We start from the raw sequence: 20,028 nt of genomic DNA, 5'->3' as shown, positions 1-20,028 counted from the left end.
CTGATCAAATAAATAAACATGGACAATCTTGAAAGGAGATTTCGTTATGAAAACAAAAGTTTTTGCATTTTTACTGGGTCTTGCCATGACCGCATCTCTGACTGGCTGCGGAGGGAACGGTTCCGCAAAGAATTCTACCGCTGCTTCCACTGCGCAAAGCTCTCAGGCAGAAAACAGTGCTGCTTCCCAAGGTACGGTGCCAAAGGAGGTTACTGTAACGCATGAACTGGGTGAAACTACACTGGCAACGGAACCAGAACGCATTGTAGTATTTGACTATGGCACTCTGGATGCGCTGGATTATGCAGGAATCGACGTAGTGGGACTTGGAAAAGGCGGCAACCTGGCTGACCATTTAAGCAAATTCTCGGGGGATGCATACAAGGTAGCGGGTTCCCTTCACGAGCCTGACTTTGAAACCGTAAACGAACTGAAGCCTGATCTGATCCTGATCAGTGCCAGGGCATCAAAATCCTATGAGGAGCTATCCAAGATCGCACCTACGGTATATATGACCATGCCCACCAAAAACTATTTTGAGAGCTTTCAGGAAAACTTAAAAATTCTTTCCCAGATTTTCCCCTCCAAAGCCGATGTATTTTCCAAGGCGGTAGTTGATATTGAAGGAAAGATCAAGGAAGTTCATGAAAAAGTGACAGCAGCAAAGTGGAATGGGCTGGTGATCATGGCAAACGACAGCGAACTGAGCGTTTTCGGCCAGGGATCCCGTTTTTCTATTATTTATGATGACTTTGGCTTCCAGGCAGCTGACCAGAAGATTGATGATTCAACTCATGGACAGACAGCTACCTTCGAATATCTGGCGGAAAAGGATCCCGATTATTTATTTGTTATAGACCGTGGTGCAGCTACTGGCGCAGCGGAAGCTGCCGGTGCCAAAAGACTGTTGGACAATGAACTGATGAATGGCACAAAAGCGGCGGCAGATGATCGCATCGTTTATCTGGACTCCACCAACTGGTATGTTGTTTCCGGAGGCATTACAGCCACCAATGCAATGGTTGATGAAGTGGCTGCCTCAATAAAATAAGCTTGTATAACCCGGTCATAGCGTGTGGCCTTAACAATTAACCGTTTCAGGGACAAACGAAAACACCGGAAATCCTTATACTGTGAGGATTTCCGGTGTTTTTTCCGTATTGTTCAACTGTGAACTCAGGGGGCTCTCTCTCCCCTTCGATTGTGCTTGTCCGGGGGTTAACACATCTTGTCTTTCTGTCCCATATACTATAGTGTAGTATGAAAGAAAGGAGTGAATAAATGAGCACTATTAAATGCAGATGCAAATGTGCAAAGAAATATGGCCACGAGCATGAATGTGACTGTGAGCGCAAGCGCGAGTGTGAGTGTGATCGCGATTATGGCCGCAATTATGACTGCGATTATGAGAGCGAATATGATCGCGGTTATGAGCGCGAATGTGACCAGAATTATGATCATGAATGTGAATGTGATCATGACGATGACCGCGAATGGTTTAAGAAAAAAATTAAAGAAGCCTACTGGAAAGGCTTTAGAGAAGGATGCAAAAAATGCAGTCGGAGAGAAAAAGAAGAGAACGATTGCGATTGTGATAGATAGTCCATGATAAAAGGCGGGCTTCCTGTGTTAGGTAGGGGCCGCTTTCTAATGCTGGAGACAGCAGCACTGTTACTGTAAGCAACGAGGAAATCGAACGGAAAATCATCCGGATCTGGAAGGAAAGAGGTTCACGCAGCTGGTGATGCTTATGCCGGGTCAAAACGGTGCACTTCAGTATCCTGGTCTGGAAGAGAAAAGATAGGCTTACACACCTTGGCTGCCTGTCCCATATAATATAGTGTAGTCAGCAAGAAAGGAGTCAAAGTATATGAGCAGCAGTACTTTAAAATGTAGATGCAAATGTATTAAGAAGTGTGAACCCAAATGTGAGTGTGAATGCAAACCCAAATGTGAGTGTGAATGCAAACCCAAATGTGAGTGTGAATGCAAACCCAAACGTGAATGCAAGCCCAAACGTGAATACGAATGCGAATGCAAACCCAAATGTGAGTGTGAATGCAAACCCAAATGCGAATGCAAATGCAAACACGAATACAAACCCAAACATGAATGCGAATGTGAATACGAGCGTGAGCATGAATGTGAATGCGAGCACAATTATGAATACGAGCAGGAAGATGAGTGTGAATGCGAACATGATTATGATCGCGACTGGTATAAATAAGAAATAAAAGTAGCTTGCTGGAAAGGCTTTAAAACAGAAAGTAGGAAATGCAGTCAGAGAGATAATAACAATGACAATTGCGTTAGATAATAATGATAAAAGGCGGGTATCCGATAATTCGGACCCGCCTAAAAAAGTAATTTTATAATATCCCTATCTCTTATAATACAGTTCATACCATCGGTTTTTTCTTTTGACATCGGTTTTTTCTACCTTTTTCTCCCCTGGGTCTAGGTAAAAGCAGCACACGGTGTAATCAATCCCACAGCCTGACGAATCCACTTAGTAGTGAGGGCATTTAATAATATCTGAAGTAAGGCCGCACCTTCCCTGCATATGATCACCTCCTGGTAGAAGTATGAACATATATGTTGGAATAGTCAAAGGGATTATTTGGGAATAGGCGATCGTAGAATTAACTATACAAAAACCCTGGCAATTACAAGAAATTCCTGCAAGTGCCAGAGTTTTTTGAAAATGGAGACAACAGGACTCGAACCTGCGACCCTCTACACGTCAAGCAGATGCTCTCCCAGCTGAGCTATGTCTCCATAAAGGAATTGTAACTGAAATAATGGAAAAAGGCAAGAGGAAATTTTCCATAAATATAAAGATGTTATAGCAGCCAATCCCTGCTGTCACACCTTCTCTGAAGTTCTGTAAAGAACTTGGAAATATGGAATCCATCCATGAGTGCATGATTTACCAGAACTGATACCGGGATTTTTATTGCTCCTTCCATGGCTTGATACTTCCCCCAGGTAATACGGGGATTGCTGTCTGCAGGCATTGGAACTGGTTGAATGATGGAAGTATAACTCACCCAGGGAATGCTGGAGAAGAATAAATGCTGGTTTTCATCCTCACCGTCGGATAGGCTCTGGCTTAGCCTGGCTATTTCCTGACGTTTCTTTGAATCCTTAAAAAAATCCTCAATGGGAAGCCTGTCATCAGCGGTACAATAGCAATAGCTTTCATTTTCCAGTGCCAGAGTATAGGAGGAAATGCAGTGGTCATACTCTATAATCCCATCACCTTTCAGACGGCGGCGGAATTCCGGAATGGAGTTGGCAGTCTGAGCTGCCGCGTATAGGAAGGTCAAATAAAAGGGCAGTCCTTTTTCTTTGATACAGCTTATAAAGTCTGTAATGTCTAAATTTACGGTCATGCCAACGTATGGGTAGGCGAGACTGCGAAAAAGTTGGAATTGTTTCTTTCTCGGATAATGTTCCATATCAAGATTATGATAACTCATAAAAGCATACCTCCTGAACGATGTATGAAAGCCGGAATTATTTGCGCCCGTAAGGTCTTATAAAGAGTCCTGTTTATCTGGAAATATGAAATTCTGGAAAAATGAAATACAAAAAATACCGGATACCTTACACACGTAAGAAAAACCGGTACTTTTACAATTTTATCAGTCGGAGTAACAGGATTTGAACCTGCGACCTCTCGGCCCCCAGCCGAGCGCGCTACCAAGCTACGCCATACTCCGTTTCCGTGACACATATGGTATTATAGCAGAAAGTTTCGGATTGGTAAAGTATATTTCTTGAAAAAATTTCAAATTTAAGATATTATGATAAAGAAGGATTATTTTAGGAAGAAAAACAGGTGAAAATAGATGAAACCAATTGTTAGCTTTGATGTAGATATGACATTGCTAGACCATAAGGACTGGGCAATACCTGCCAGCGCCTTAGAAACCATAGAAAAGCTGAGAGAAAATTATACAATCGTACTGGCAACGGGCAGAGATATGGATTCCGTTTTCAGCACCGGGATCCGGGATTTGGTTAAACCGGATGCCATTATCCATCTCAATGGGACAAAGGTAACCGTAGGAGATAACGTGATTTATGAACATACCTTTGATAAGGCACTGCTTCGAAAGATTCTTTCTTATGCAGAGAACACCCCTTACAGCGTCGGCACTACAGTGGGAGACCGTGATTATTATATTCACCCGGAGGTGGTAAAAAGACATGATATAAATCTTTGGGGGGAATGCGGAAGAAGATTTGAGGATCCGGGAAGTCTGGTGGAACTGGATGTACGGACCATGGCCTATATCGGAGATGAAGCTGGAGCTAAGGCTATGGAAGAGGAATTTCCGGAGATTCATGTACATATGTTTGCCGATAAGCGGGGAGCAGATGTGGTGGAACGGAAGGCCTCAAAGGCCATGGGCCTGGTAAGGCTCTGCGAATATTTCAGAATCCCCCTTACAGAGACTGTGGCCTTTGGAGACAGCATGAATGATTATGACATTATAAAGATTGCAGGTAAGGGAATTGCCATGGGAAATGCCATGGATGAACTGAAAAAAGCAGCTGATTATGTTACGGATCCAATTGATCAGGAAGGAATTAAAAATGCCTGCCTGTATTTTGGAATGATCCGGCAGGAGGCGTAAGTGGCAGAACATTATGACATTATTGTAATCGGAGGCGGACCGGGAGGATATACAGCTGCTTTAAAAGCAGCCGGTCTGGGGATTAAAACCGCCATAGTGGAGAAGGAAAAACTGGGAGGAACCTGTATCAACAAGGGCTGTATTCCAACGAAGGCTCTTCTCCATGCCTCCAGTATTTTCCAGGCGCTACAAAACAGCGATGAATTTGGGGTATCCACAGATTTCATTTCTTTTGATTTTAAAAAAATGCAGAATTATAAAAAACGTTCCGTAAAGGCATACCGCAAGGAAGTAGAAGAGCTTGTTAAGGCAGCCGGAGTAACTGTCATCTGGGGAACAGCCACCATACGCCGGGGGCGTACCGTGGAAGTTAACGGCCCCGGAGGCAAGGATTATTATGAAGCAGATCATATCATCATTGCTACCGGAGCCAGGCCGGTAATGTTAAAAATCCCAGGAGAAGATCTTCCGGGAGTACTGACCAGTGACCGGCTTTTGGCTTCTGACACATGGAATTACGACCGGCTTACCATCATCGGAGGCGGGGTGATCGGGGTAGAATTTGCCACCATATTCAGCGCCCTCTGTTCCCATGTGACCATACTGGAAAGTGAGGCTCACTTATTGGGACCAATGGATTCCGAGGTTTCACAGGCTCTGGAAGAGGAACTTAGAAGAAAAGGAATCACAATCCATTGCAAGGCAAAGGTTAAGGAGATCCGGGAGGAATCCAATCAGGGACTGGTATGCGTATTTGAAGTGAATGGAGAGGAACAGACTGTCCGTTCGGGACAGGTTCTCATGGCGGCAGGGCGCGCACCCTGTCTGGAAGGACTGATGGGACAGGATGTAGATCTTAAGATGGAACATGGCCATTTAAAGGTGGATTCAGAATTCAGAACCAGTGAACCAGGGATTTATGCCATCGGTGATGTGGCGGCTCATACCAAGCTGGCTCATGTGGCGGCAGCACAGGGAACCTATGTGGTAGAAAAGATAGGGGGAGTTGGACACACCATCCGGCTTTCCGTGGTTCCCAACGGCATGTTTGTCAAGCTGCCAGTGGTGCCAAGCTGCATTTACACGGAACCTGAAATCGCTTCTGTAGGACTTACCAGGGAGGCTGCCAGGGCCTGCAGCATGAAGGTGAGCTGCGGCCGTTATTCTATGAGCGGAAACGGCAAATCCATTATAACCAGAGAGCAGAACGGGTTTATCCATCTTGTGTTTGAGGAATATTCCGGTACACTGGTTGGGGCACAGATCGTATGCCCCCGAGCAACGGATATGATCAGTGAGATGGCAACGGCCATTGCAAACGGGCTGACCGCGGAACAGTTAATGCTGGCCATGCGGGCCCATCCCACCTACAGCGAGGGGATCGGGGCGGCCATAGAGAATTATTTTGAAACCAAAGGAGAGACAAAACAATGATTCAGGAAAGACTGGAACAATTAAGAAATTTAATGGCAGAGCATCATATGGATGCTTATATGATTCCAACCTCAGATTTTCATGAATCTGAGTATGTAGGAGAATATTTTAAGTGCAGAGAATTTATGACCGGATTCAGCGGATCAGCAGGTACGGCTGTGATCACCAGAGACGAGGCCTGTCTGTGGACTGATGGCCGCTATTTTGTACAAGCCGGGAGACAGCTTGACGGAAGCGGAATCACCCTGCAGAAAATGGGACAACCGGGGGTTCCGGAAATTTCAGAATATTTAGATCAGGTTCTTCCCGAAGGCGGCTGCCTGGGATTTGACGGACGGGTGGTAAACTGTCAGCTGGGAAAGGATTTGGAAATGCTTCTGGCAGAAAAGAAAGTGACTCTGGCCTATAAGGAAGATCTGGTGGATATAATATGGAAGGAACGGCCCCATCTGTCTGCGGAGCCGGCCTGGATCCTGGAGGAGAAGTATGGAGGAAAGTCATCTGCTCAGAAAATAGAAGAATTGAGAAGCCAGATGAAAAAAGAAAAGGCCACCATTCATATCCTCACTAGCCTGGATGACATTGCCTGGCTTCTAAACATCCGGGGAAATGATGTGGTATGCAATCCTGTAGTCCTTTCCTATGCCATGATCACTTTGGACCGTTTCTATCTCTTCGTCAATGAAACGGTTTTAAAGGATGATTTGAAAGCCTATTTTAAGGAACTTTCCGTAACGGTATGCCCCTACAATGACATTTATACGGCAGTACAGCAGTTAAGGGATCAGAAGGTTCTTTTGGAAACGGCCAGGACCAATTATGCCATTGTAAAAAATCTTGACAGCTCCAACCGGATCATTGATAAAATGAACCCTACTGTTCTTTCAAAGGCTATGAAAAACCCGGTGGAAGTAGAAAATATGAAAAAAGCCCACATTAAGGATGGAATAGCCATGGTAAAATTTATTTGCTGGCTGAAGAAGAATGTGGGGAAGGAAACTATTACAGAGGTCAGTGCCCAGGAGTATTTAGATGATCTGCGTTCCAAGCAGGAGGGTAATTTAGGACTAAGCTTTGATACCATATCCGCTTATGGGGCCAATGCAGCTATGTGTCATTATAAAGCCACTGAGGAAAGCAATGGGAAGATAGAGCCTAAGGGACTTTATCTGGTAGATTCAGGCGGACAGTATTACGAAGGGACCACTGATGTAACGAGGACCATTGCAGTAGGACCGCTGACAAAGGAGGAGAGAGAGCATTTTACTCTTACCGTCATCAGCATGCTGCGTCTGGGAGCGGTGAAATTCCTATATGGATGCAGAGGGCTGACCCTGGATTATGTGGCAAGAGAACCCTTCTGGAGCCGGGGAATTAATTTTGATCATGGAACCGGTCATGGAGTAGGGTATCTGTTGAACGTCCATGAGCGTCCCAATGGGTTTCGGTGGCGAATGGTACAGGAGCGCCAGGATAACTGTATTTTGGAGGAAGGCATGATTACTTCCGATGAACCTGGAGTATATATTGAGGGAAGTCACGGTGTTCGAACTGAAAATCTGATCGTGTGTAAAAAGGCGGAAAAGAATGAGTATGGGCAGTTTATGGAATTTGAATATCTGACTATGGTTCCCATTGATCTGGAAGCCATTGATCAATCCCTTATGACAGGGCGGGATGTGGAATTGTTAAATGATTATCATAAAGCTGTTTATGAAGCACTTTCTCCGTATCTGACAGACGAGGAAGGGATGTGGCTGAAAGAGAGTACCAGAGCAATTTAACCGGTAAAACAGGCAGGACCGAGATTACGGTTCTGCCTGTTTTTGATTGTCCGCACTTGCTTTGAGCCGCAGCAATATGGGGAAAACCGCTTCCAAATCTTCTTTGGTTAAGTCTTTCATTAGCGCAGCGGCCTCCCTTAGAAGAGGCTGTTCTTTTTTTTCCGTATTAAAAAATTCTATGGGAGTAATTTCAAGATAATCGCAGATTTCAAAAAATTGTTTCATAGATGGCATGGAACGTCCTGAAGAAATTCCCTGGATATAGCTCTTGTTTTTTCCAAGATCCAGGCTCATTTGATATTCGGAGATATCTTTTTTCAGCCGAAGCTCCGTGATCCGATTCCTGACAAACTGTTCATCCAACATTATCACCTCTTGGTTAATCATAAAGGATATTCTTTGCGGATGCTACGTATTATATGCGTAATAATGGTTGAAAAATTGGTTGCATATACGGATAAAAAGCGTTATCATATACCATATACGAATGGAAAAGATGCGGAATGAAGGATTCCAGCAGGTACAGGGGGAAGGATCATGACAGGAAATTCAGGAAGGCGGTTCGAGGAACGGAATACAGTATACGAGCATGAGTTCTTCCGTTTTAGTGAGACGGAGCAAATGTACAGAAACATAAGTCTTTTTAAAGATACGGTTTTATTTGAGTATTATTATAAAGATGGGAGGCTATATCTGTCACCAAATGCCAGTGGACAGATCGATTTTAGGACTTTTGGCCGGATTCTTGCAAAGCATAGGGACAATGCGCCCAAAGACGGAGAGATCCGATCCTTTGAAATCTGTCTTGGAAAAAGAGGTGAACCATACCACTGGTGCAGTTGCAGGCTAACGGCTCAATGGGAGGATGAGACAGGAAGTCCCCTTAAACTTATTGGAAAACTTCAGGATATTACCGGGCTGAAGGCCAGGGAGGAGCAGCTTTTGCTTCAATCTATAAAGGATGGCCTCACCGGTTTATATAACAAAACAGCCTTTGAATACCGGGTAGAAAAAAAAATAAAGGACGGCGGCTGGGGCTGGCTTTGCATGATTGATATTGATAATTTTAAAGAAATCAATGACTGTTTCGGCCATCTGGCCGGGGACCGGATCCTGATGCAGGTAGGCGGAATACTTTGCGATATTTATCCGGAACCGGATCTGGTGGGAAGGGTAGGCGGCGATGAGTTTGTTGTTTTCACGGAAGAGGGGAACGTCCGGGAAAGGGCGGAGAATTTGCTGGATAAGATTGAAGATATCATACCGGAAGAACAGGGGCATCTTTCTATCAGCATTGGAATCGTTCCCACAACCGGTAAACGTGGGGAGAATTATCAAAAGCTATTTTCCAGGGCGGATCGGGCCATGTATCAGGCAAAACAGGCTGGAAAGAACAGGATTGCACTTTTTAATGAGGAGTGAGGGAGTTTGGATTAAGACAGTTGATTCGAAAGGAACGAGAAAGGAATTAATTGGGGCAGGAGATTTGGATCCTGCCCTGTTTTTATTTAGCGAAAAGCTACAGATAGAATCGTAATTATTCTTGGCCGGAAGGCAAGTCCACCAGTGTGTATTCACAAGGAATAGCCGGGAGGATTTTGTCCAGAAGATCCGCGGTTTTAAACTTCAGGCTGGAGGTATTAATACAGGGATGGCAGCCAAAGTATTCATTGGAAAGCACATCTTTATCAATCAGCAGCCTGACCCGGCGGTCTTTATCATTCATAAGTCCCAGGACTGAAACCGAGCCAGGGGTGATATCCAGGAATTGGGCCATGTATTCCGCTTCAGCAAAGGAAAGCCTGGAAGAACCGATTTGCTTGGTAAGGGCAGCAGTACGAAACTTTTTCCTGCCCGGCAGCAAGAGAAGATAGAAACTGGTTTTTTGGGCATTTCGGAGAAAAAGATTCTTGCAGATATCTATTTTTAACAGTGCATCAACTTCCTGACAGGCCTCTATGGTGGGGAGAGGGGAATGGTCTACCCGCTGATAGGATACGTTTAAGTTATCCAGAAGGTCATAAGTACGGATTTCTTTGGGAAGGCGTCCAGCTACGTCACTGGGCCGTCCGTCATACAGGGTTTCATCCAGGTAAAAGGTCGGGGATGTATGGGTCATGTGTTTCACTTCCTTATGTCTTTTTATGATCTATTATAACTGGGAGACGAAATAATACAAGTATTTTTTATGTATGGAGGTATTTTGGTGGTTTTGGAGGTGGAGATGTATTATAATAGCTGTGATAAACAGAGTGAGCAATGGACCGCTGGAAAACAGATGCGGAGATACCTTTGGCCTTTAATAGACCGGGATTTATTGGGTAAACGGATTGGATTGGGAGAATTGGGGAGAAATAAAAAGAAAAAGAGATTATATAGGAAGAAATTTTTTTTAGAAGGGATACTAATTAGAAGGAGATAAAAATTGGGGTCAATTTAGAAATAGATAATATTTAAAAAGAGTTGTATTTGGAAGAGATAATATTTAAGAAAAGATAGTATTTAGAAAAGGATAGTATTTAAAAGAGTTATATTTAAGGAAGAGATAATATTTGGGAAGAGATGATATATGGGAAGAGATAATATATGGGAAGAGATAATATATGGGAAGAGATGATATATGGGAAGAGTAATATATGGGAAGAGATAATATTTGGGAAGAGTAATATATGGGAAGAGTAATATATGGGAAGAGATGATATTTAAGAAGAGATAATATTTAGGCTGAACTTATACTTTAGGGCGAGCTTATCCTATAAAGAGACTCAATAATGGAAAGGTAGATTTTATATATGATAGATAACAGACTGAAAAAAGTAAAATTCAGGAATGACAGTATGGTAAAAGGCAGTGACAATGGGAAGATAGGGGGACTAAAGGGAAAGGACGGCAGTAAGCGTAGAAGTGACAATGTGGGCAGCAATAACAGGGGCGGGCACTATGGCGGTAACAATGGCGATAAGAGTGAAAGCAGCGGAGGTAGGAACGGCATTTTGGGCAGTAGGTATGGAAACAGCGATGGTAGGGGCAGCAGTCCTAAAGGCAGAGATGGCAAAGGCGGTAACATAGGAGTCAGGTATGGAAACAGCGATGGCAGGGGCAGCAGTCCTGGAGGCAGAGATGGCAAGGGCAGCAACACCGGAGTCAGGTATGGCAACAAGGATAGTAATGGCAGCAACACTGAATACAGAAATAGCATCAAGGATGGCAATGGCGGAAGCGCTGGTAGAAGAAAATACAATTGGGATGGCAAAAATGCTAACAGCAATAGTAAGAATGTTAACAATGGAAGTATAAACAGCAAATATGGCAAAACTGGGGGACATAAGGGGATCATGTCTCATAAAGAAGGTGGAGAAAAAGGAAAAACCTCATCCAAATGCCCGGTATTCCAAAAGTGCGGAGGCTGTCAGTTATTGGATATGCCCTATAAGAAACAACTGGAACAAAAGCAAAAGAATCTGGAAGAGTTGCTTAAGCCCTTTTGCCGTGTCGCTCCTATTATTGGCATGGACAATCCTTATCATTACCGCAATAAGGTTCATGCGGTATTTGATCATGACAGAAAGGGCAATCCCATTTCCGGTGTATATGAGGCAAATTCCCATCGGGTTGTTCCAGTGGAAAGCTGTATGATCGAGGATCAGAAGGCAGATGAGATAATCGGTACAATACGAGGTATGTTGAAGTCCTTTAAGATACGAACCTATGATGAGGACACCGGCTATGGTTTATTACGTCATGTACTGATACGAAGAGGGTTTACTACGGGTGAGGTTATGGTAGTTCTGGTAACTTCATCACCGGTGTTTCCCTCTAAGAATAATTTTGTAAAAGCACTTCGGGAAAAGCATCCGGAAATCACTACAATTATACAGAATGTAAATGACCGGGAAACAAGCATGGTGTTGGGAGATAAGGAGCATGTGCTGTTTGGAAAGGGGTATATTGAAGATATTCTCTGCGGATGCCGATTCCGTATTTCTTCTAAATCTTTTTACCAGGTAAATCCAGTGCAGACGGAGGTTCTCTATCAGAAGGCTATTGAGGCTGCCGGTCTTACTGGAAAGGAGCGGGTGATTGATGCGTATTGCGGCATTGGAACCATAGGGATTGTTGCCAGTAAATATGCAAACGAAGTAATTGGGGTTGAACTGAACAGAGATGCAGTGAAGGATGCCGTGGAGAATGCAAAGATTAACGGGATTAAGAATATCAGATTTTTTTGCAATGATGCAGGGAAATTTATGATGAATATGGCAGAGATCGGAGAGCATGTGGATGTAGTGTTTATGGATCCCCCCAGAAGTGGAAGCACGGAAGAGTTTATAGATTCTGTAGCAAAAATCAGGCCGGAAAAGGTGATTTACGTATCCTGTGGGCCAGAGACACTGGCCAGGGATTTAGGGTATTTTAGGAAAAAAGGGTATGAGGCGAAGATGGGATGGGGGGTGGATATGTTTCCTGCTACGTCACACGTAGAAGCGATAATTCTGATGACGCGTAGTGGTTCTGGCGATAAAAAGTAGAGGTTGACCACAACATATAGTGGTTTGAAGCGGATTTTGGGGCAAAAAACAGACGGAAAAATGACGTTTTTTGACCCCTAAAAAAGGGCTAAAATATAGATGACATGGCAGAACAAAGCTCGTTAACGAAGATATTAGCTATAAGAATTGAATTGTTGGGGTGAGTGATATCAATAAATTAAAATATGAAAAAACACATTCATCACGGTTCATGGACCAGTTACCTGATGTAATTGAATGGCTTTCTGAAAAAGGATTTAGAGCGCAATGCTCAAGATATTCTAGATATAAAATGCATATTGATGATTTCTATAAAGAGAATAATTCATTGAATGACCTTGAATCAAAATTTGCTAGGTTAAATGCAGCTGTACAAGAGTGCATTGAAATTGTGCTAATATATGAAGCTTTTAAAACGGAGAATAGTGTTGGCTTCAATAATAGGCTAAAACAAATAGTTAATGGACATGATTTCTATGACAAAACAATGAAAAGTGATCAAGCGAGGGATTTTTTATATGAGTTGACAGTAGCTGCGTATTTTAAATCATTAGGGTATACAATTGACTTTGATCGAACGACAGATGTGTTTGCAAAAAGGAAAGATGATGTTATTTTTATTGAGTGCAAAAGAATCAAATCCTTGAAGGCACTTGAAGAAAATTTTAGAAAAGCAGGAAAGCAATTAGCGGAGTCAGTAACCAGTGGGAGTTATGGTTTGATTTTTATTGATGTCTATAATTGTTTATCTGATAAGGTTAGAGATTATGAATATGCTAGCGTTATGGAAATGAATAAAGAGATTAAAGGCATTGTAGGTGGTTTTGAGAATGAGAATAGGAATCTTATTGACAGGTTGCTTGAGCAATATTCTGAGCACTCTTTAGCAACTTGTTTTACTGCAAATAGATGTCTATGGTTAAGCGATGTAACTCCTCAATTCTATAGGGCTATTAATGTTAATGTTCCAATCAGTAGTAGTGAACAGAAGGATTCGAAGTTGATGGAAATTCTGAAATAGTATAATCCTTAATTTACCTTATTATTTCAAAATCTATTAAAACAATACGGCAAGTGTTTAGGTCGAAATAACGATCTAGAGACTTGCCGTTTTTAGTACCATAAAAGTGTAAGTGTTAAGCACATCATTAGTGCTGAAACATTTGCACTTATTTTTTATAATAAAGGGAGTAATTGGTCTGGCGTGCCGCTTTTTGGATCAAGCATCCGTCATAAAAACCGTCAGCCACCCCTTATTATAAGCATTCGATTAGGCAGGTTGAAACTCTTTTGAGCTTTCGTGTAACGAACTAAAATGAATTGTAATAAGTGCGGATGGTAACAATTACAACAAATTTAGATCGAGGAGGAAAAGCATCCGTGATTAGTGTTGGCATTGATATCTCAAAAGAGAAAAGTACTGTGTGTGTATTGAAACCTTATGGTGAAGTGGTTTGCTCGCCTTTTGAGATAAATCATACGGAGAAGGATTTATCAGAGCTATCAGCTATGCTGTTGAGGCTTAATGAGGATGTCAAGATTGTAATAGAGGCAACAGGCATCTACCATCTTCCGGTTCTCAGTTATTTGCAGGATCGAGGGCTATTCGTGTCTGTGATAAATCCATTTGAGATGAAGCAGTACAGGAGCCAAGGGTTGAGGTCTGTGAAAACAGATAAAAAGGATTCCATTGCAATTGCAAACTATGGTATCGATCACTGGTTTAGACTTAAAGATTATGAAATAGCGGAAGGCCTTTATCAAGAACTAAAAATATTGGGAAGGCAATATTCGCATTACATGTGCATGAGAATAGAAAGCGTGCAGTCGCTGACACATTTGTTGGATTATACAATGCCAGGCATTAAAAATCTGCTGAAAGGATGGCAAGATTCAACCGAAAAAGATAAACTATCAGACTTTGTTGAAGCGTACTGGCATTTTGATAACATCACAAAATTATCATTAGAAGAATTTACCGAAAGCTATAAAACATGGGCAAAAACAAAAGGATACCACCAAAGCCAGAATAAAGCCGTCAAGATTTATTCCCTGGCACAAGATGGTATCCCTACGTTGCGTGCCGAAATGGAATCAACACAGATTATGATTCAGCAGTCAGTAAGTGTATTGAGGCAAATCAATACAACTTTAAAGACTATTTTAACACGAATGCAAGAACTCGCCAAGAAGCTGCCAGAATACCCCGTTGTAAGAGCAATGGGCGGTGTTGGAGATATACTCGCCCCAAAACTAATTGCAGAAATAGGCGATATCCGAAGATTTCACAGCAGCAAGGCACTTATAGCATATGCTGGAATTGATGCGCCGCCGTATCAATCAGGGCAGTTTATCGGAACAAACCGTAAAATCAGCAAGCGAGGATCCTCAACGCTAAGAAAGATAGGATATGAAGTAATGAGGGTTTTAAAGACACACAATGCCCCTGAAGATAGCGCGGTTTATTGGTATATCCTAAAAAAAGAATCTGAGGGCAAATCAAAAAAGGTTTCAAAGATTGCAGGGCTCAATAAATTTTTACGGATCTATTATGCACGAGTAAAAGAAGTATACCAGTAAAATCAAGCTTCGTAAGCAAGACTGGCTGAATGAATCGAGTCTTTTTGTCGTGCGAAAAAATAGCAGAAGTCCAAAGCAAAGAAAAACCTGCAAGAAATCAAAGATAACTCTTGATTTTTCTTAGCAGGTTTTTATACCTAAATCAGAAAGAGAGGAAAAGGAAGATGTCGAAATTTTTTATGTATGGCTCAGAGCTTCAGGAACTTGAACAGCTAATGATGCTTGTACCGAATTTTTTACCAAGAAGAAGTGGGGTGATTGTTGTGCAGAGAATAAGAAATGAAGAAGTGCCAAGTGGATTTGAAAGAGACTATGAACATATCACGGCGTATTGTAGTTCGAATGGATCCCGTAGCTTCACCAATCAAATTGCCGGAGGCTACATTAATTATGAAGAGATTGTCTGCAGTTGCTTCGAAAAATGCGAATCTCATCATCTAAATGTACGGCTTGGCGATTTAATCAGGAGCCACGATGGAGAACTCTTCTTAAGTCCTAAGCATCGTTCAAGATTCCAAACGGTCTGCCGAATTCAAAGTGAAGCGATTGAAAATCGAAGCTCAGCCTATCTGGCGACACTATTTTTACTGACTGCAGATGATAACTTGTGGTGTGCGGCAAAGGATCACATCTACTTAGACAGCTTTGATTTCAAGAATGTGCATCTAAACGGCATCAATACCGATGGCTATGCTATTTATCAAATGTCGAAAACAATTCAACTTGCCAAGGAGTACATCAAGCTGAATGAGATTTCAGACAAGCATCTAATCGGGGAGCAAGCCTTTAAAGGGATTATCAATTCCATATTGATTGCAAAATATGGAGCGGCAATGCTTCAAGTAAACTGCTGACAAGAGTTACCTTTCTATAAAAGTAGATTGAGTAGCTCTTTTTTTATGCCATGAAAAAGAAATGGAGGTATTGAAATGAAAGGATTTCTTTCACAAAAGCAAGTTGAGAAAATCAAAGAGCAGTATCCCGTTGGAACACGGATCGAGCTAATCCATATGGATGATTCCTATGGTCCGATTAAGCCGGGGGCGCAGGGAACAGTTGATAGTGTGGATGATGTGGGTACCTTGCATATGCGATGGGACAACGGCAGGACGCTCGGAATAGTTCCGGGCGAGGATCAGTTCAGAGTGATTCCAGAGTCTCAAGAAGAGGTCATGGAAAATGATCAAGAACAAACTATGGGAGGGATGGGCATGTAAAAAAGATAGAATCAAAACGAGTAAGTAAATTGAATAGTAGAAGACATCGGTGTGCGGAATTCAATCCGTACATTTTTTATGTCCAGAATCCGTATAAGGCCGGTTGAATTGCTGCTAAGCGCAGTGACTCTTCCGGTCTTTTTTTATTGCTTAAAAAGCTCATCCCACCAGAAAAGGAGGCGAGGAGGTGGAACATGTAAACATCAATGAAAAGTTTTTAAGGTATTTGAAAAGAAGTCACACAGGAGAAGGGAAGGCTGTACAAAGTAAGTGCTTGGAAATGAAATTTCAAATGAGCGGTCGGAAAATCAGAGACATAGTCAACGCACTGAGGTGCGAAGGACACCCGATTTGCAGTGATGACGGCGGTTATTATTATGCTGCGAATAGAAATGAAGTTTTGGGAAGCATCAGGCAACTAAACAGTCGCATAGAAAAAATTGCTGAAGCCAAGGATGGACTTGTCAGGTCACTGTCCCTCTTTCCAGATTCGAACAGTAACAAGCAGCTTCAAATCTGGTTTGTGTGCGTGAAGGAGGGATGATGTATTAATAGTTTTATGAGTTGGATTGGCGGAAAGAAATCCATGAGGGAACTGATTGTTTCACTCTTTCCGCTCTATTATGAAAGGTATATTGAAGTGTTTGGCGGTGGGGGGTGGGTGCTTTTCCATAAACCACCCGGCAATGATTTTGAAGTGTACAATGACTTCAATAGTCTTCTCGTCAACCTATACCGATGTGTCAGGGATAAGTATGAGGAACTTCAAAAGGAACTCAAGTATGTATTGAATTCCAGAGAAGAATTTGAAAGAGTGCGATCCATACTGGACACAGAACAAGTTGAGGATGACGTGAAGCAAGCTGCATATTTTTATCAGTTGATACGATACAGTTATGCTTCCGGGCTCACCAGCTTCGGTAGCCAGCCCCATGATATAAGAAGCAACTTCCCAATCATCGAGCAAGCCCATCGAAGGCTTGCAAAGGTGGTCATCGAAAATAAGGATTTTGAAAAGCTGATTCGGCAATATGATCGCCCGGTCAGCTTTTTTTATTTGGATCCACCTTATTTCGATACGGAGAAGTACTACAAGAATGTTGGAGAGGAAGGCTTCCAAAAGGAAGATCACATTCGGCTCAGGGATGCCCTGCTGTCCATTGAAGGAAAATTCCTGCTTTCGTATAACGACTGTGAATTTATCCGAAGCCTTTATGATGTGCCTGGCATTAACATCGAAAGCTACACCCGAATCAATAACATCAAGCAAAGGTACGACGGTGGTGCTCAATTCCCTGAAATCCTCATTGCTAACTATGACATGCATGAACGAGAACGAGAGGGCTCAGGGCAAATGAATCTATTTGATATCAACAACGGATTAGTGAAGGAGGAAGATACCCTATGAAAGAGATGAAAGAAAAGGTCAAAGGCTTCTTGTGTCTGCCAATCACAGAAGCAACAGAAAAGAAGGTCGGCGAGGTCGGATTGCTTGAAGCAACGGTGATTCAAAATGGACTGGTGCTGATGAAATCTCAGATGACGACAATGGAAGTTATCAAAACTATTGAAGGACTAGAGGATGTGATCGATGCTTTGTATTTTAACCTTGTCAGTGCTGTAGGTGTTTGCAGCGGTCATGGATGTCAGGCTGAAACAATGGAGGCGGTTGGCATCAAGCTTCCTGAATTTATCCTTGAGGATGCCGGTATCTCTAAAGACGCCAAGCTCTGCGCCTATACCGATGAAGGAAGTGGCGAGGTGACCGTCATTGAAGCTGAGTATAAGCATGACCTTACAGATGTTTCAGACGATACACTTCAAATTCTGAAAGCAATGGGAGTGTGCCTTACAGGACTTAATGGATGTTTGATGACTGAGTCAATCATCTATGGCAAGCCGGAATAGGCTGGTTTTGCTTTCAAGAACAAATGAAAGCGTGGTGATGGGAGGTGATGTAAATGAGCGGCATTGAATTTAAGAACGGCTGTATTGTGTACTATGGCAATCCGGCTGGTTACCTGAAGGAAGACAAGGCAACCGTGGACAAGATGTTTCAAAGCAAGGAGTTTGAAGAATGGCTTGCGGATAGGAATCTTGAAGCACTATGGAAAGATGGTGTATTTGAACGACTGTCAAAAGGAGAGCAATTGACTGAGAACTCAGAAGGGAGGGTTCCTCTAAAAAATGTTCGCATCTGGCAGTTAAAGCCTGACTCGGACTTTGAACTTCGGTTCAGATCCTATGATGAAATCCAAAACATCTACGGCGAACCCTGCATCAAAAACTATGAAGCAGTCTATGATGGAGAGCTTGATACCAATGATTTGGAGGCAATCTACTCAAAGTTTAATATGGATCATCCCGTAGGATTTAAGGGGCATTCTCTTTCAATCTCTGATGTGGTGGAACTCTATGATGACAGTGGCAGTGCTTTTCACTATGTGGATCGGATGGGCTTTAAGGATATTGAATTCAGTAACCATGAACAGGAACATGGGATAACCATGAGCATGTAAAAACTAATAATGGAGGAACGATTGATGAAGAATTTTATGAAAAAGGCAAATGACTTTGTAACAAGACAGGCAATCAAAATGAAACTGGCGGTGAGCAACAACAAAGGAGAGGGCTATATTGATACGGCAGTCAAAATACTGATTGCTGTGGTACTGGGAGCACTTCTCCTCGCTGGTCTTTATGCACTGTTTGGCGATGTAGTCATGCCTACGCTTACACAGAGAATCAGAGACATGTTCAACTATGGAAGTGCGTCCTAAGAAAGGAGCGATGAAGAATGGCGAAAACAAGTAACACCCAGAAGAAAGAAGGTTCAGGTCTTCATTATGACGTGAAGATTCAGAGCATTCGCCCGGAGGGAACACTCCGGGCAACAGCTACGGTAAATATCAATGATGCCTTTGCCATCAGGGGCATCAAATTGATGGAAGGGTCCAAAGGGCTCTTTGTATCGATGCCGAGCTTTAAAGCCGGAAATGGTGAGTACAAGGATATCTGCTTCCCCTGTACATCAGAAGCCAGAAAGGAATTCGATCAAGCGGTGATGGGTGCCTATGAACAGGCTTTGACACAAAGCCAAAAGCAAGAACATCCTGCTGAAAAAGAGCAGGAGCAAGCACAAACAATGACACTGTAAATCAAAATTCAAAGAAAGAATGAGGAATGATTAGATGAAAAAGATGATGAAAAGAGCAAATGAATTTGTAGTGAAGCAAGCTATCAAAGCAAGGCTGGCCGTAAGCAACAATAAGGGTGAGGGCTATATCGATACGGCAGTGAAGATTCTGATTGCAGTAGTGCTGGGTGCACTTCTTCTTGCCGGTCTCTACGCACTGTTTGGTGATGTGGTTATGCCGACATTGGTTCAAAGAATCCGAAATATGTTCAACTATGCAGGTTAACAGCATCCTACAGGCGGTGCTGTTTTTTAGTTTACTTGGCATTGCAGCCTATACAGATATCAAGAAAAGAGAGATCCCTGGCATTCTGTGTGTAGCGATGGTGCTCATATCTCTCCTTGATTTCAAAGCTGTGAGTGTCTTTGGGATTTTAGCAGCACTGCCGTTTTTTATTGCTGCAATGATAAGTCCGTCAGGTATCGGAGGCGGTGATATTAAACTGATGGCTGCAGTAGGTCTCGTCCTTGGGTTTTGGGAAACCATGTTTGGCATGACAATTGGTCTTGCTGCAGTGGTTGTAATACATGGAATCCGAATTTTACTCTTTAAAAAGAAGGACATAGGAGCAGAGCCAAAGGCGTACCCTTTGGCTCCATTCCTTATGTTCGGGTTCGTGTGTGCCTATTTTTTATGAAGGG

General features: G+C 42.7%; 24 protein-coding genes and 2 tRNA genes. 21 read left to right on the top strand and 5 right to left on the bottom strand.

What is annotated here, in order from left to right; all coding sequences use genetic code 11:
- Nucleotides 1-46: 46 nt before the first annotated feature.
- Both CLOSA_RS14380 and CLOSA_RS14375 read left to right on the top strand, forming a co-directional pair.
- On the top strand, nt 47-1,051 hold the full coding sequence (locus tag CLOSA_RS14380) for a siderophore ABC transporter substrate-binding protein (RefSeq protein ID WP_013273490.1): 1,005 nt from the start codon (nt 47-49) through the stop codon (nt 1,049-1,051).
- Nucleotides 1,052-1,345: 294 nt separating this feature from the next.
- Complete coding sequence (locus CLOSA_RS14375) at nt 1,346-1,609, top strand: hypothetical protein (protein ID WP_157669025.1); 264 nt, start codon at nt 1,346-1,348, stop codon at nt 1,607-1,609.
- Nucleotides 1,610-2,705: 1,096 nt separating this feature from the next.
- On the opposite strand, the gene CLOSA_RS14365 is transcribed toward CLOSA_RS14375, so the two are convergent.
- From CLOSA_RS14365 to CLOSA_RS14355, 3 genes are all read right to left on the bottom strand, one after another.
- Nucleotides 2,706-2,778 (bottom strand) — tRNA-Val (locus CLOSA_RS14365).
- Between the two features lie 65 nt (nt 2,779-2,843).
- On the bottom strand, nt 2,844-3,482 hold the full coding sequence (locus tag CLOSA_RS14360) for a CatA-like O-acetyltransferase (protein ID WP_013273487.1): 639 nt from the start codon (nt 3,480-3,482) through the stop codon (nt 2,844-2,846).
- A gap of 169 nt (nt 3,483-3,651) precedes the next feature.
- Nucleotides 3,652-3,725 (bottom strand) — tRNA-Pro (locus tag CLOSA_RS14355).
- A 129-nt stretch (nt 3,726-3,854) separates the two neighbouring features.
- Here CLOSA_RS14355 and CLOSA_RS14350 point away from each other — a divergent pair.
- The 3 genes from CLOSA_RS14350 to CLOSA_RS14340 are packed head-to-tail and all read left to right on the top strand — an operon-like array spanning nt 3,855 to nt 7,864.
- A complete protein-coding gene (locus tag CLOSA_RS14350) occupies nt 3,855-4,646 on the top strand; it encodes an HAD-IIB family hydrolase (RefSeq protein ID WP_013273486.1) in 792 nt (263 codons plus the stop codon).
- A complete protein-coding gene (gene lpdA, locus CLOSA_RS14345; protein WP_013273485.1) occupies nt 4,647-6,080 on the top strand; it encodes a dihydrolipoyl dehydrogenase in 1,434 nt (477 codons plus the stop codon).
- A complete protein-coding gene (locus CLOSA_RS14340) occupies nt 6,077-7,864 on the top strand; it encodes an aminopeptidase P family protein (protein ID WP_013273484.1) in 1,788 nt (595 codons plus the stop codon). Before lpdA ends, CLOSA_RS14340 begins: the two co-directional genes overlap by 4 nt.
- A 24-nt stretch (nt 7,865-7,888) precedes the next feature.
- On the opposite strand, the gene CLOSA_RS14335 is transcribed toward CLOSA_RS14340, so the two are convergent.
- Nucleotides 7,889-8,230 carry a helix-turn-helix transcriptional regulator gene (locus CLOSA_RS14335; protein ID WP_013273483.1) on the bottom strand — a complete coding sequence of 114 codons (342 nt, stop codon included), beginning with the start codon at nt 8,228-8,230 and terminating at the stop codon, nt 7,889-7,891.
- A 171-nt stretch (nt 8,231-8,401) separates the two neighbouring features.
- Here CLOSA_RS14335 and CLOSA_RS14330 point away from each other — a divergent pair, with 171 nt between their 5' ends.
- Nucleotides 8,402-9,286 (top strand): GGDEF domain-containing protein, encoded by an 885-nt coding sequence (locus tag CLOSA_RS14330; protein WP_049791673.1) that lies wholly within the window; start codon nt 8,402-8,404, stop codon nt 9,284-9,286.
- Between the two features lie 115 nt (nt 9,287-9,401).
- Here the strand turns inward: CLOSA_RS14330 and CLOSA_RS14325 are convergent, their stop codons facing one another.
- Nucleotides 9,402-9,983 carry a prolyl-tRNA synthetase associated domain-containing protein gene (locus tag CLOSA_RS14325; RefSeq protein ID WP_013273481.1) on the bottom strand — a complete coding sequence of 194 codons (582 nt, stop codon included), beginning with the start codon at nt 9,981-9,983 and terminating at the stop codon, nt 9,402-9,404.
- 84 nt (nt 9,984-10,067) lie between these two features.
- Here CLOSA_RS14325 and CLOSA_RS14320 point away from each other — a divergent pair, with 84 nt between their 5' ends.
- The 15 genes from CLOSA_RS14320 to CLOSA_RS14255 all read left to right on the top strand — a co-directional run bounded on the left by CLOSA_RS14320 (nt 10,068) and on the right by CLOSA_RS14255 (nt 20,024).
- Nucleotides 10,068-10,286 (top strand): hypothetical protein, encoded by a 219-nt coding sequence (locus CLOSA_RS14320; protein ID WP_157669024.1) that lies wholly within the window; start codon nt 10,068-10,070, stop codon nt 10,284-10,286.
- A 518-nt stretch (nt 10,287-10,804) separates the two neighbouring features.
- Nucleotides 10,805-10,933 carry a hypothetical protein gene (locus CLOSA_RS23700; RefSeq protein ID WP_278146470.1) on the top strand — a complete coding sequence of 43 codons (129 nt, stop codon included), beginning with the start codon at nt 10,805-10,807 and terminating at the stop codon, nt 10,931-10,933.
- Nucleotides 10,930-12,393 carry a 23S rRNA (uracil(1939)-C(5))-methyltransferase RlmD gene (gene rlmD / locus CLOSA_RS14315; protein ID WP_242647815.1) on the top strand — a complete coding sequence of 488 codons (1,464 nt, stop codon included), beginning with the start codon at nt 10,930-10,932 and terminating at the stop codon, nt 12,391-12,393. Before CLOSA_RS23700 ends, rlmD begins: the two co-directional genes overlap by 4 nt.
- A gap of 160 nt (nt 12,394-12,553) precedes the next feature.
- The gene (locus tag CLOSA_RS14310) at nt 12,554-13,414 is read left to right on the top strand and encodes a hypothetical protein (protein ID WP_157669023.1); all 861 of its coding nucleotides are present in this window, start codon (nt 12,554-12,556) and stop codon (nt 13,412-13,414) included.
- A gap of 359 nt (nt 13,415-13,773) precedes the next feature.
- A complete protein-coding gene (locus CLOSA_RS14305; protein ID WP_013273478.1) occupies nt 13,774-14,973 on the top strand; it encodes an IS110 family RNA-guided transposase in 1,200 nt (399 codons plus the stop codon).
- 164 nt (nt 14,974-15,137) lie between these two features.
- Nucleotides 15,138-15,827 (top strand): hypothetical protein, encoded by a 690-nt coding sequence (locus CLOSA_RS14300; protein WP_013273477.1) that lies wholly within the window; start codon nt 15,138-15,140, stop codon nt 15,825-15,827.
- A gap of 75 nt (nt 15,828-15,902) precedes the next feature.
- Nucleotides 15,903-16,190 carry a DUF4314 domain-containing protein gene (locus tag CLOSA_RS14295; RefSeq protein WP_013273476.1) on the top strand — a complete coding sequence of 96 codons (288 nt, stop codon included), beginning with the start codon at nt 15,903-15,905 and terminating at the stop codon, nt 16,188-16,190.
- Between the two features lie 187 nt (nt 16,191-16,377).
- On the top strand, nt 16,378-16,734 hold the full coding sequence (locus CLOSA_RS14290) for a hypothetical protein (RefSeq protein ID WP_013273475.1): 357 nt from the start codon (nt 16,378-16,380) through the stop codon (nt 16,732-16,734).
- Nucleotides 16,735-16,737: 3 nt separating this feature from the next.
- Nucleotides 16,738-17,598: a DNA adenine methylase gene (locus CLOSA_RS14285; RefSeq protein WP_456300575.1), complete on the top strand. Its 861-nt coding sequence runs from the start codon at nt 16,738-16,740 to the stop codon at nt 17,596-17,598.
- Nucleotides 17,595-18,098, top strand: coding sequence for a hypothetical protein (locus CLOSA_RS14280; protein WP_013273473.1), 504 nt, complete (start codon nt 17,595-17,597; stop codon nt 18,096-18,098). Before CLOSA_RS14285 ends, CLOSA_RS14280 begins: the two co-directional genes overlap by 4 nt.
- Before the next feature lie 53 nt (nt 18,099-18,151).
- The gene (locus CLOSA_RS14275) at nt 18,152-18,709 is read left to right on the top strand and encodes a YodL domain-containing protein (RefSeq protein ID WP_013273472.1); all 558 of its coding nucleotides are present in this window, start codon (nt 18,152-18,154) and stop codon (nt 18,707-18,709) included.
- 24 nt (nt 18,710-18,733) lie between these two features.
- Nucleotides 18,734-18,970, top strand: coding sequence for a DUF6133 family protein (locus CLOSA_RS14270; protein ID WP_013273471.1), 237 nt, complete (start codon nt 18,734-18,736; stop codon nt 18,968-18,970).
- A 17-nt stretch (nt 18,971-18,987) separates the two neighbouring features.
- Nucleotides 18,988-19,347, top strand: coding sequence for a SpoVG family protein (locus CLOSA_RS14265; protein ID WP_013273470.1), 360 nt, complete (start codon nt 18,988-18,990; stop codon nt 19,345-19,347).
- Nucleotides 19,348-19,381: 34 nt separating this feature from the next.
- Nucleotides 19,382-19,612, top strand: a complete 231-nt coding sequence (locus CLOSA_RS14260) for a DUF6133 family protein (RefSeq protein ID WP_013273469.1) — start codon at nt 19,382-19,384, stop codon at nt 19,610-19,612.
- Nucleotides 19,602-20,024, top strand: a complete 423-nt coding sequence (locus CLOSA_RS14255; RefSeq protein ID WP_013273468.1) for a prepilin peptidase — start codon at nt 19,602-19,604, stop codon at nt 20,022-20,024. The genes CLOSA_RS14260 and CLOSA_RS14255 overlap by 11 nt, the downstream gene beginning before the upstream one ends.
- The last annotated feature ends 4 nt before the right edge of the window (nt 20,025-20,028 follow it).

Source organism: [Clostridium] saccharolyticum WM1 (genome assembly GCF_000144625.1).
Lineage (GTDB): Bacteria > Bacillota > Clostridia > Lachnospirales > Lachnospiraceae > Lacrimispora > Lacrimispora saccharolytica.
This window is presented reverse-complemented; position numbering and strand designations above follow the sequence as displayed.

Excerpts from the sequence above, each read along its gene's own strand:
- CLOSA_RS14275 (WP_013273472.1), top strand. The coding sequence starts at position 18,152 with ATGAGCGGCATTGAATTTAAGAACGGCTGTATTGTGTACTATGGCAAT.
- CLOSA_RS14335 (WP_013273483.1), bottom strand. The coding sequence starts at position 8,230 with ATGTTGGATGAACAGTTTGTCAGGAATCGGATCACGGAGCTTCGGCTG.
- CLOSA_RS14300 (WP_013273477.1), top strand. The coding sequence starts at position 15,138 with ATGTCGAAATTTTTTATGTATGGCTCAGAGCTTCAGGAACTTGAACAG.
- CLOSA_RS14330 (WP_049791673.1), top strand. The coding sequence starts at position 8,402 with ATGACAGGAAATTCAGGAAGGCGGTTCGAGGAACGGAATACAGTATAC.
- CLOSA_RS14260 (WP_013273469.1), top strand. The coding sequence starts at position 19,382 with ATGAAAAAGATGATGAAAAGAGCAAATGAATTTGTAGTGAAGCAAGCT.
- CLOSA_RS14295 (WP_013273476.1), top strand. The coding sequence starts at position 15,903 with ATGAAAGGATTTCTTTCACAAAAGCAAGTTGAGAAAATCAAAGAGCAG.
- CLOSA_RS23700 (WP_278146470.1), top strand. The coding sequence starts at position 10,805 with ATGGCGGTAACAATGGCGATAAGAGTGAAAGCAGCGGAGGTAGGAACG.
- CLOSA_RS14340 (WP_013273484.1), top strand. The coding sequence starts at position 6,077 with ATGATTCAGGAAAGACTGGAACAATTAAGAAATTTAATGGCAGAGCAT.
- CLOSA_RS14270 (WP_013273471.1), top strand. The coding sequence starts at position 18,734 with ATGAAGAATTTTATGAAAAAGGCAAATGACTTTGTAACAAGACAGGCA.
- CLOSA_RS14380 (WP_013273490.1), top strand. The coding sequence starts at position 47 with ATGAAAACAAAAGTTTTTGCATTTTTACTGGGTCTTGCCATGACCGCA.
- CLOSA_RS14325 (WP_013273481.1), bottom strand. The coding sequence starts at position 9,983 with ATGACCCATACATCCCCGACCTTTTACCTGGATGAAACCCTGTATGAC.
- CLOSA_RS14265 (WP_013273470.1), top strand. The coding sequence starts at position 18,988 with ATGGCGAAAACAAGTAACACCCAGAAGAAAGAAGGTTCAGGTCTTCAT.
- CLOSA_RS14280 (WP_013273473.1), top strand. The coding sequence starts at position 17,595 with ATGAAAGAGATGAAAGAAAAGGTCAAAGGCTTCTTGTGTCTGCCAATC.
- CLOSA_RS14360 (WP_013273487.1), bottom strand. The coding sequence starts at position 3,482 with ATGAGTTATCATAATCTTGATATGGAACATTATCCGAGAAAGAAACAA.
- CLOSA_RS14350 (WP_013273486.1), top strand. The coding sequence starts at position 3,855 with ATGAAACCAATTGTTAGCTTTGATGTAGATATGACATTGCTAGACCAT.
- CLOSA_RS14255 (WP_013273468.1), top strand. The coding sequence starts at position 19,602 with ATGCAGGTTAACAGCATCCTACAGGCGGTGCTGTTTTTTAGTTTACTT.